General features: G+C 37.5%; 4 protein-coding genes. 3 read left to right on the forward strand and 1 reads right to left on the reverse strand.

Going from position 1 to position 12,531, the window contains the following annotated elements; all coding sequences use genetic code 11:
• Positions 1 to 29: 29 nt before the first annotated feature.
• A complete protein-coding gene (locus tag B5V81_RS00065; protein ID WP_212111011.1) occupies positions 30 to 248 on the reverse strand; it encodes a hypothetical protein in 219 nt (72 codons plus the stop codon).
• Positions 249 to 391: 143 nt separating this feature from the next.
• Here B5V81_RS00065 and B5V81_RS00070 point away from each other — a divergent pair, with 143 nt between their 5' ends.
• The 3 genes from B5V81_RS00070 to B5V81_RS00080 all read left to right on the forward strand — a co-directional run bounded on the left by B5V81_RS00070 (position 392) and on the right by B5V81_RS00080 (position 12,526).
• On the forward strand, positions 392 to 907 hold the full coding sequence (locus tag B5V81_RS00070) for a helix-turn-helix domain-containing protein (RefSeq protein WP_212111395.1): 516 nt from the start codon (positions 392 to 394) through the stop codon (positions 905 to 907).
• Positions 908 to 1,935: 1,028 nt separating this feature from the next.
• The gene (locus B5V81_RS00075) at positions 1,936 to 7,683 is read left to right on the forward strand and encodes a Vomp family autotransporter (RefSeq protein ID WP_212111012.1); all 5,748 of its coding nucleotides are present in this window, start codon (positions 1,936 to 1,938) and stop codon (positions 7,681 to 7,683) included.
• Between the two features lie 784 nt (positions 7,684 to 8,467).
• Positions 8,468 to 12,526 (forward strand): Vomp family autotransporter, encoded by a 4,059-nt coding sequence (locus tag B5V81_RS00080; protein ID WP_212111014.1) that lies wholly within the window; start codon positions 8,468 to 8,470, stop codon positions 12,524 to 12,526.
• The last annotated feature ends 5 nt before the right edge of the window (positions 12,527 to 12,531 follow it).

Raw genomic sequence — 12,531 nt, forward strand, 5'->3', positions numbered from 1 at the left:
TAAACTTTTTATCTTATGTAATTAAAAAGCTATGGAAAGTGCATTTGCATATTTTGGCAAAGAGGTTCAAACGGCGTTACCGCACAGTAGGGTGATGAAACCGCAGTGAGCATTTTTGCTGTTGAGAAAAATGCAACTGCGACTTTTAAGGCGGTATGGTAATCTTTTGTGAGTTTCGCTACGAACATATTATAACGGCGCAGCTCAGTAAAAAACCACGGCGGTTGCATTTTTGGTGTAATTGTCATAAATTTCGCTCCTGCAAATGGATGCTGGAACATCCATTTTTGTGGGGTTATGTATGTAAATTTTTGCCCAATATAAGGGGCAGTAACAATGGGTATATCTACAAATGAAACGTTTGTCAACCCCATTTGTAGACATTATTGATATGACGCGACAAATAAATGCACCTAAAACGTCCTTAGCAAAACGTCTAACAGAGGTTAGAAAGTTTGTAGGTTTGTCTCGTAATATATTTTCAGTCAAAATTGGCATTAGCATTCAAGGGCTTGGCAATTACGAACGCGGTGACAGAATTCCCGATGCGACTATTTTATCGTCATATGGAGAAAAATTTGGCGTCAATTTAAACTGGCTTGTAACGGGTAATGGCGAGATGTTTTCAGATATGGCAAAAGCGAAAGCAGCTGGTTTAAAACCGCAAACGATCCCTGTTGGACTGATGAAAAAGCTTGGACATTTAGCGTATAAAACTTATCATGATGCAAAAATAGATATGCCTCCTGAAGATATAGCAGAACTTGCGGCAGAGCTTTACGGAAAGCTACAAGAACTTATTCAAAACCTAAACGATATGGAAGCAGTTGAAGCTACGATGCCACTTTTAAAATTACATTTAAAGCGTAAAATCGAAGTTGAGAAAACGCATCGAGAAACATTATAAGATACAAACGAACAGCCTTTTTAAAAAATGGAACTTTTTTTATTTTTCTACTGTATGAACAGGTTTGCAATAGAAAAATCTCACGATCTTCGAGTCTTTTTTTCAATCTGAAAAACGATAAATTATTCATTATAAATCAATATATTGCTCTGATACAGGTAAAACGGTTCATAAAAAGCATAATGGTTGATGATACAAATAAAATCTCTTCAAAAAGAAGCTAAAACCATTCTTGAAATATTTGTTGGTTGAAGGAAAAGATACGCATAACAGTGAAAAGACAATACGACTTTAATCCCATTATGGTGCTAAGGCTATATTGGGTTCCTATAGAGGATAACAGACATATAAGAGAGAAGAACGAAAAACCATTTATAGCGCACTTTTATCTTTTTATAAAGACGATGCAATGAGCACGTTGAAACTTTTTATAAAACGCGCCTCATTATATTAGGAAATATATTTTCCAAAGATACACGTCCTGATGAGAGCATGTTATTGCATAATAAAGATCGCATAGCAAAAAAAGAGGTTATGATGATCATCATTATCCATGAGATTATGCTGTAAGTTAAAAATGCTAAAAGTTAAAAAAATCATAAAAATGTGTGTTTATAAGAACAGCTCTTTCATTAAGAAGTATTTTTGCAAATTGATAAAAAATTATTTTTTATACTCTTGCCATTCTGCTTCTGCGCTTTATTTGAAAGGTAGAATTGCTCTTTAGTGAAGCTATTTTTGTTAAGAGATAAATCGCAGTATTTTTGAATGGAGATGACGGTATATTTTCAAAGACTTGTGTTTTTATTTATTTTTTAGCTTGAATCCCTCTAGCTAAAAGGGTTGGGGACTTTTCTAGATTCGATGTTGTTACAAAGATTTTAGAGCGATGCCGTAATAAATAGCGGTATCGTGAGGGGAGGGTTTTGTCTTGATCTATTGGTTTTTGAGGTGCGCGAACTCTAAGGGTTTTGCCATGTGTTCTTTGCGCGTTGTGATGATATTGAGCTCTGTTGGAGGAGGTTCTTATGAAAAAAAAATATTCCACACCAAATTTAATTAAAGCTGTCTCGCTCAGCGCGGCAATGGCCACACTCTTATCAAGTGTTTCTCCCGTTTTCGCTGCGGGAGTTTCTACGGTAGGGGGGCTTGTTCGCAATTCGAGTGGTACTAATGCTCCTTATCCATTTGGTAGTCATGGCAGTATTGTTTTTGCTGGTGATGATGATTACTGTGGTGTGGATAATGTTAAGGGTCGTGGGGGCGTGCGACAGGAGAATCTTAGTAATAAGATAACCGCAAAGGAAGAGTTTGAAAATTTTATCGTTGATCAAGCAGACAACAATAGTCGTAATCCTTATGGAACAACCACTAAACAAGTTAGCTGGGTAGGTCCTAATGGGATCTTGAGTGATCCCAAAGCGAGTTATATGGGAACAAATACTGGGGGATCTGAGAATATTCTGCCTGAAGCTTATGGTGTTTATTCTTTTGTGACGGGTTGTGGGGCTTCTGCGATAGGGAATTATTCAACAGCATTTGGTGCTGGTGCAACCACAAAGGCCGGTGGAGCACAAGCATTTGGTGTTGCTGCACTTGCAAGCGGTAAAGCAAGTGTTGCCATGGGCGTGAGTTCGGAGGCATCAGGGGATGCTGCGGTCGCTGTCGGTGGACTTGCAACCGCTTCTGGTAGCAGAAGTATTGCTATAGGTGTAGATTCCCATGCTAAAGCTTCAGGTTCTATTGCAATAGGGAGTAGGCGCTCTGATAGAACTAATCCTTCTAATCCTGTCAGAGAAGTGTTGGCGGAAGCTATAAATGCTATTGCTATAGGGACATATACTTACGCTAAAGGAGAAGATTCCGTTGCTATTGGGGCAAATGCACAGGCTCTTCATGATGATGGTGTTGCTATCGGTGGTGGTTCTGTTTCTCGGAGAGCAAAGGGTGATAAAGGTTATGATCCTGCAACAGGTCAAGAGACAGAAAAAAACGGTGAGGTATGGGTAAGTACAGCGAGTGCTTTTAGCGTTGGTGATGTTGGTGATGATGCAGAGGGTTATAAAATCACAAGACAGATTACGGGGGTCGCTGCTGGTAAGGAAGATACTGATGCAGTAAATGTCGCACAGCTAAAAGCTATGGAAAATTTGATTTCAGGCGCTTGGAAAGTTTCTGTTAATGGTGGGAAAGATCCTACAGATGTTTCTGCCGGCAATACCGTAGATTTTTCAGTAGCAATGAAGAATCCTTCTAACAACGTAGGAAAAGACAATTTAACGATTAAAAAAAATAGTACTAATGTCAAATTTACTTTAAATGATACCCTTAAATTGACGAAGGTCATTACAGGTCAAAGCACTATGAGTGGTGATGGCTTTTTTGCTAATGGTGAAGAGGGTCCACGTATGACTGTGGACGGCTTTTATATTAATAATGCTAATGGTCCCAGTATGACTGTGGAAGGGATTGATGCTGGTAGTCAAAAAATCACAAAAGTGAAAGATGGGACTGACCTTACCGATGCAGTGAATTATAAACAGCTGAAAGAAATAGAAGGAAAGATATCAGAAGCAGGAGGTTGGAAGCTTTCTGTTAATGGTGAAAATGATGCTACAGATGTTGCTGCGGGCAACAAAGTAGACTTTTCAGTGCAAGGTACAGACGCGGGAAAAGACAATTTAAAGATCGAAAAAAATAGTACTAATGTCAAATTTACTTTAAATGATCAGCTTGAGTTGACGAAAGTTACTACAGGTCAAAGCACTATGAGTGGTGATGGTTTTTTTGCTGATGGTGCAAATGGTCCACGTATGACTGTGGATGGCTTTTATGTTAATAAAGCTGATGGTCCCAATATGACTAAGAATGGTATTGATGCAGGCAAGAAAAAGATCATAAACGTGACAGAAGCGACTAATGATTACGATGCTGTAAATTATAAACAGCTGAAAGAGATAAAAGAAGCTGCTACAACGCACTGGCAGCTTACCGTTAATGGTAAAGATGCTACATCTATTGGACAAAACGATACAGTAAATTTACAATCAGCTAGTAAAGGGGGTAGTCAGAATATCAAGATTGTAGGAGATAATATCCGCAATGTTACGTTTGATTTAGCTGATAATATTAATGTAATGACTGTCACAGCAGGAGAAAGCGTTATGGATGCTGCTGGTTTTAGATTTGATGGTGGTGAGGGGCCGAGCATAACTGTTAAAGGCATTCATGCTGGTAATACAACGGTTAAAGGAGTAGCAGATGGCGTTTTAGAGAAGGATGCAGTTAATCTTTCACAGTTGAATAAAGTAAAAGATCAAATAACAAGCAATAGTCTTGTTAAATGGGAAGAAAATAGAAAGCGTATCACTATTGGTAAGGAAAAAGACGGAACGGAAATTAATATTGCAAATAAATCAAATGGTAATCGGACAATTTCCGGTGTGAAAAATGGACGATTATATCAGGATTCAACTGAGGCTGTGAATGGTTCACAGCTTTGGGATACGAATGAGAAAGTTGGCTCTCTTGATAAGATAGTTACCAATATATCAGGTACGGTTACTGACATTAGTGAAGATGTTTACAATATTGAAACTAAAGTTGACAAGGTTGCTGAGGATGCTGTTCGCTACGACAGAGATGTAAGCGGTCAAAAAACTAATAAAATAACTTTGAAAGGTGGTGATACAAGTGCACCTGTATCAATTACAAACATTGCCGATGGACTCATTAATGGCTATTCAACAGATGCTATAAATGGTTCTCAAATTCATTCTATGGGTAGCGACATTGCAAAGTTTTTTGGTGGTGGTACAGAATTTAATAACGGCAAGTTTTCTGAGCCAGAATACGTTTTATCTCACGTTTCTACCAATGGTACAGTAGAGCGGGAAGCATATAACAATGTTGGATCTGCTTTAACAGGACTTGATGCAAATGTCAAAAATGTGAATAGCCGCCTAACGTATGTAACTAATGACTTTAATCAGAAGTTTGATAAATTTTCTCAAGATGCTTTATTGTGGAGTGATGCGAAGCAAGCCTTTGTTGCGCTCCATAAAAAAGGAGGTGAAACAACAGAAAGTAAGATCACGTCTCTTTTGAATGGTGACATTACAGAAGATTCAACAGATGCTATAAATGGCTCTCAAATTCATTCTATGGGTAGCGACATTGCAAAGTTTTTTGGTGGTAATATCTCATTCGAAAATGGTAAATTTACAGGACCAAAATATGAGTTAAAGATTATTGAGGAAGATGGTTCAATAGCTATAAAGAGGTATGATAATGTTGGTTCAGCGTTGGATGCAGTTAATACAAATGTCTTCGCGGTTGATCATAGAATAACCGTTGGGTTTCTTGATATTGCTGATTATTTTGGTGGTGGTGCTAAGTATGAAAAAGGCAAATGGCAAGCTCCTACTTTCAAGGTTTATAAAATCAATGCTGATGGGTCGGTTTCGCAGCAGCCCTATGATAATGTTGCTGATGCTTTTGAAGGTGTGAACAATACTTTCGCGAACATTCACAATCAAATTTCTGATATAACAAAAAATAGCCTTGTCAAATGGGACGAGGATGAGAAGCTCATTACCATTGGTGCTGAAAAAGATGGCGTAGAAATCAATATTTCAAACAAAGATGAGAAGCCTAGAGTAATTTCTGGTGTAAGAGAGGGTTTGTATGACGATGAGGCTGTAAACGTTGCACAGTTGAAAGAGGTCAAAGAGCTTGCAAAAAATGGCTGGAAACTTTCTGTTAATGATGATGAAAACAATGTTACAGATGTTAAAGCAGGAAGTACAGTAGATTTTTCAGTAAAAGATACTTCTAAAGAAGGGGTAGGAAAAGATAACTTAAAGATTGAAAAAGACGACAAGAATCAAGTTATCTTTTCTTTGAATGATAACCTTAAGTTAACGAGTGTCACTACAGACAATAGCACAATGAGTGATGATGGCTTTATAATTAAGAACGGTCCTCATATGACTAAGGATGGCATTTTTGTGAATGATAATGATGGTCCAAGTATGACTATGGAAGGTATTGATGCTGGAAAAAAAGTGATCAAAAACGTAGCTGAGGGAAAAAATGATACCGATGCAGTTAATTTTTCACAGCTGCAAGGAATAAAAAATCAAATAGAAAATGATAGTCTTGTTAAATGGGAAGAAGAGAAAAAGCTCATTACCATCGGTAAGGAAAAAGGTGGTACTACGATTAATATTACCAACAAAGATAATCAGCCTAGGTTAATTGTTGGTGTTGCAGATGGAAAAATCAGTGATGGTTCCAAAGATGCAATCAATGGTAGTCAGATTAATAAAATATCAGAAGATATTGCCAAGTTTTTTGGTGGTGGTGCAAAATTTGTTGATGGTGCCTTTAAAGGACTGAAATATACTTTATCCGCTATTGTAAATGGTGAAGTAGGGAAGGCTAATTTCTATGATGTTGGTTCAGCTTTAACAGGTCTTGATAAGAATGTTCAAGATGTGAATCAGCGCTTAACGAAAGTATCCAATGAGTTTAATCAGACAATTGAAGGTATCTCTAAAGATGCTTTATTGTGGGATGATGAAGAAGAAGCATTCGTTGCACGTCATGAAAAAGATGGCAAGAAAACAAAGAGCAAATTGAAGTATCTTTTGGATGGTGATATTGCTAAAGGTTCAACGGATGCCATTACAGGTAACCAGCTTTATCTTATGAGCAACCAGCTTGCCAATTATTTCGGTGGTGGTGCTGGCTATAAGGATGGCAAATGGACGGATCCTACTTTCAAGATTTCTAAAGTCGGTAAAGACGGTAAGACTGTTAAGACAGAGCACCATAATGTCGCTGATGCTTTTGGTGATATTAATGATGGGATGTCAAATATTAATAACCGTATTAATGAAGTCATCAACAAGGTCGATACAGATGCTTTAAAGTGGAATGAAAACAAAAAAGCTTATGATGCTTCGCGCGATGGTAAACCGAGTAAAATTACCGGTGTAGCCGATGGAAAAATTGCAGAAGGTTCGAAAGATGCGGTTAATGGTGGGCAACTTTGGGAAACCAATGAACGTATCACGGGTGTTGAAAAAGATGTTAAGCATATCTCAAATAGAGTTGATAACATTTCAAATACGATTGCTGATATTGGTGGTATCGTTAATAATATTGATGGCAAAGTTAACAACATCAATAATAGAGTTGATGTCATTGAAGAGGATGCGGTTCGTTATGACAGAGATGAAAATGGCAAAAAGACCAATAAAATCACATTAGCGGGTGGTGATGCTAGTGAACCTGTTCTGATTGATAATGTAGCCAATGGTAAAATTGAGAAAGGATCAAAAGAAGCTGTAAATGGTGGTCAACTTCATGATTACACTAAAGAACAGACGAAGCTTATTCTTGATGAATCCAAGCAGTATACGGATCAACGGATTCGTAATATTACGATTGATGCGATTGACGATGCTGTTGAGCGGGCTAGACAATATACAGATACGAGGTTTAATGTTTTAAACTACAGCATTGAAAGTGTGAAAAAGGAGGCAAGACAAGCAGCGGCTATTGGTTTAGCGGTGTCTAACTTGCGCTACAATGACACACCTGGAAAATTAAGTGTTGGATTTGGTGCTGGTTTATGGCGTAGTCAATCTGCATTTGCTTTCGGTGCGGGTTACACCTCAGAAAATGGAAAATACCGCTCTAACATATCCGCAACAACTTCTGGTGGTCATTGGGGTGTCGGTGCGGGATTCAATATGACCCTGAACTAATAATCAACAAAACACATAAAAAATTCTTTTCACCCTTGTCTCATAAGGCAGGGGTGAATTGTTTTTACATCTATAAAAGATATGTATATAGAGATTGATAAAGGATATAATGATAACTACAGATTTTAAAAACAGAAAAAACTTGTACGATTTCGGGAAAGTAACCACTTTTTCAAGAGAAAAAAATGCATTATTTTTATAAATAATGTGTTTCTTATTTTTGCTCTAAAATTTTTTCAGAAACTTACAGAGAAAAAAATAAATTGCCTTTACTCTCAATGAAACTGTAAATCTACAATCTACCCTCTGGTAAAGCCAAAATATAATTCATTTTGACTGAGGAAATGATAAAAATTATATGCTAAATCAGCTTACAATAACTTAAATCATTTTTATTTTGTCATTTCTTAGCGTTTGTGACCGGTTTTTCTTTAGGGATGACAATAAAACAACACATCCCTCTTACATATTTTTCAAAAAAAATCATAAACTTTATAATATTACTAAATATTTTTACTATTTATTCTGTAAATATAAAGAAAAAAACGACAAAATAAAAAAAATTAGTTAAAATATTAAGCAAATTTTAACCAATATACAAAAAAATACCTCTAGTCTCTTATAAAAAACACACACTTTAACATCTAAACACATCATTTCTCTACTTTTTCAATCATACTTTAAAGCTCACATATATAGAAAAAATAGATCTCATGATTCGCCTAGTATTTAAATGTGTCTTTTTTTTATGTTTAAAGTTATTTTTTTCATTGGGGAATTTATTATGAAAAAATCATATGCCAAATTAGCGGGGAGTGAATTAAAATTTTCTCGTTTTCCTTTTATTAAAGTTGTGTCATTAACTTCAATAGTTGCACTTTTGTCGAGTGTTTCTCCTGTTTTTTCAGAAAATCTTGTTTCAGAAGGAAGGATTGCTACAAACATAGAGAGTGCTGTTGTGGCGTATCCACAAAGTGTGATTTCTGTTTATGATGATGCTACTGGTTATTTGGGACCTATTAATGTATCCAACAGCAATGATGTAACGATATTGAATACGGCGCCAGAATCAAAAGTTAGTGTTTTAAGCGGTTATACTAATTTTTTAATCAGAGCTCTTTCTGATGGGAGCGATGACAATTTTATTGCAAATACTTTTACAGCAGGGGGCAGCAACCAATTGAAAAAAGCAGTAAGTACAGAGGAAAAAAAGAAACAATCTATCATTAGCCCACAATTATCTGTTCGTAACAACTTATCTGCTCAACCGTTCAATCAAGATGGTGGGGATACAGCGATTATGAATGCGTCTGATATCTCACAAGATTCTTTATCTCCAGCAATGCAACGTGATGTATCAGAAAACAATGTTATTTTTGGTAATAACACGCAGGCAAAAGTTAGTGATTCTGTTGTTATTGGTTCAAAAGCGCAAGCGTCTTTATTAGGGACAGATCAAAATTTGGGATGGACTGTTGTTATTGGTTCTAATGCGGAAGTCTATAGAGGCGGAACTGTTGCCGTTGGTAACAGTACATTGATAACCAAAGATGCAGTGAACGCAATAGTTCTTGGTCGTTATGCACGGGCAGAGCAAAAAGGTGCTATAGGATTGGGTTATGGGGCAAACGGGGTAGGAGAGGCTAGCATTGCGATAGGTTATGCATCACAAGCTAAGATGAATGGTTCTATCGCAATAGGCTCTCCGTCACAGTTAGGATCTTTAGGGAATGACATTAATCCAAATGACGATGCGAACAAAGACCTTAATCGCACCAAGGCGCTCGGTGAAAAGTCGATAGCCATAGGTTCTGAAGCATTTGCAAATGGTGAGAAGTCTTTGGCTATAGGTTCTTTGGCTAAGAGTGAAATGGAGCATGCAATTTCTATTGGTCCTGAGGCATCTGCTCTTGCTAAGAGGTCTTTGGCTATAGGCTCTTTGGCTAAGAGTGAGGGGGAGCATGCGGTTTCTATTGGTTCTGAGGCATCTGCACTTGGTGTTAATTCTATGGCTTTGGGACTGAAATCACAAGCCAAAGTGGATTCAGGAGTTGCTATAGGCGCGCATTCTGTAGCTGAGGTTGCTGGTAGCGCTACTGGTTATAGCCCTTTACTACAAGCTCCATCAGAAGATGCTAGTTATGTATGGAGAAGTACGTTAGGTGCTGTGAGTGTTGGTGATAATACTAATAGATTTTCGCGGCAAATTACAGGCGTAGCCGCTGGTAAAGAAGATACTGATGCAGTCAATATTGCACAGTTAAAAGATTTACAAAACTATGTGAACAAAGGCTGGAAGCTATCTGTTAATGGTAATAATGGTAAAGTTGTTGGTATAGATGGTACGGTGGATTTTGCAGCTGGAAGTAGCAATTTAAATGTTACCAAAGGTGAAGATGACAATAAAATAAAATTTGATCTCGCGAAGGATATTGCGCTGGATAGCATCAAAGCAGGTGCAAATACTTTAAATGCAATGGGTTTAGTAATTGCTAATGGTCCTCAAATAACGACTGAGGGTATTAACGCTGGCGGTAAAAGGATAACAGGAGTAGTAGAGGGTACTGATGAGACCGATGCAGTGAATTTTGCACAACTGCAAAAAGTTGAAAAACAAGTCGCAGCCAGTAGCTTTGTAAAACAGGATGATACAACGAGATATATCACCATTGGGAAGCATACAGATGGTGATAAAATTGATATTACTAACAGTAAAAGTGAAAAGCGTATTTTTGCGGGTATAAAGGATGGTGACATTTCAAAAGATTCAAATGAAGCTGTCACAGGTTCGCAGCTGTTTAGGACAAATCAAAATGTAACAATGGTATCAAATAATCTCCAAACCGCTGCTACGAGTATAGCTGAAACTTTTGGAGGTGGAGCTGAATATAAGGATGGCACATGGAAAGTACCTACTTTTATGCTTAAAACTGTTGACAATGATGGTGAGGAAAAAGATGAAACTTATCATAATGTAGCTGAGGCTTTGAGTGGTGTGGGCCAATCTTTCACAAATATTCAGAATAAAATCACCAATGAGATTAGTAACCAGATTAATAATGCGATTACCAAAGTGGAGGGTGAAAGTTTTATTCAGCAGGATAAGGAAACAAAGCGTCTCACTATTGGTGCCAAAACAGAAGGTACAGAAATCAATATTGCCAACGCAAATGGTGCAAGTCGGATCATTTCTGGTGTGGAGGATGCAAAGAACAACAATGACGCTGTTAATAAAGGTCAGCTTGATAAAGGCATCGAAAATGTCAGTAAAGACATCACGAATAAGTTCAACGATTTTACGCAAAACATAACGCATATTACGCAACAAGTTCAAGGTGATGCTTTATTGTGGAATGAGAGTGATGGGGCATTTGTTGCTCAGCATGGTGAAGAAAAAGCAAAGAGCAAGCTTAAATACCTTTTAAATGGAGACATTACTGCTGACTCAACGGATGCGATCAATGGTTCTCAGCTTTATTCGATGGGTAATAATCTTGCAGGATATTTTGGAGGGGGAGCTGAATATAAGGATGGCGAATGGAAAGCACCTACTTTTACGCTTAACACGGTTAATAATGATGGTACAGTAAGTGAAGAAAAATATAATACTGTAGAACAAGCATTGTCTGCTGTTGGTACATCTTTCACAAATATTCAGAATAAAATCACCAATGACATTACGAATGAGATCAATAAAACAAAAGGTGATGCCTTATCGTGGGATAATGAGAAAGAAGCATTTGTGGCCCAGCATGGTCAAGAAAGGGCGAATAGCAAAATTACCTTTCTTGCAAACGGTGATATCTCTGAAAAATCAACGGATGCAATCAATGGTTCTCAGCTTTATTCAGTGATCGATTCACTTTCTAGGTATTTTGGTGGTGATGCAGGCTATCAGAATGGGGAGTGGAAAGTTCCCACATTCTATGTTTCACAATTCAAGGATGATGGTAATGGGGATAAGAAAACTGGCTATGATAATGTTGCAGGTGCGTTTGAAGGTGTTAATGAAAGCATGAAAAGCATCAACGAGCGTATTAATAATGTTACCCAGAGTGCCTTATCGAATGGTTTAAATTGGAATGAGAAAGAACAAGCTTTCGATGCTCGTCATAATGATCAGGACAGTAAGATTACGCATGTAGCGGATGGTAAATTATCGAAAGATTCGAAAGAAGCCGTTAATGGTAGCCAACTTTGGGAGACAAATAATAGGGTTAGCAATGTTGAAAACCGTGTAGACAATATTGATCAACAGGTAAAAGATATTGCAAATACGGTTACAAACGATGCGGTTAAGTATGATAAGAATGAAAAGGGTGAAAAGATAAATAAAGTCACATTAGTTGGTGTGAGTGAAAGTGATCCAGTCGTGTTAAACAATGTGAAGGATGGTGAATTATCGAAAGATTCGAAAGAAGCTGTTAATGGTAGTCAACTTTGGGAGACAAACCAGCAGATGAAAATAGTCCTTGATGATGCAAGAAAATATACGGATGAGCGCTTCAATAGCATTTTAAATAACCAAATGGGTGATGTGATTAATGAAGCAAAATCTTATACGGATAGGAAGTTTGATGCTTTAAATTACAGCATAGAAGGTGTGCGAAAAGAAGCAAGACAAGCAGCCGCTATTGGCTTAGCAGTGTCTAACTTACGCTATAATGAAACACCTGGGAAATTAAGCGTTGGGTTTGGGAGTGGTTTATGGCGTAATCAATCTGCATTTGCCTTTGGTGCTGGTTATGCATCTGAGAGCGGATCTGTTCTGTCTAATGTATCTGTCACCAATTCTGGTGGACACTGGGGCATAGGTGCTGGATTCAATATGACATTGAACTGATAATC

It is taken from the genome of Bartonella queenslandensis (assembly GCF_018155095.1).
Taxonomy (GTDB): Bacteria; Pseudomonadota; Alphaproteobacteria; order Rhizobiales; family Rhizobiaceae; genus Bartonella; species Bartonella queenslandensis_B.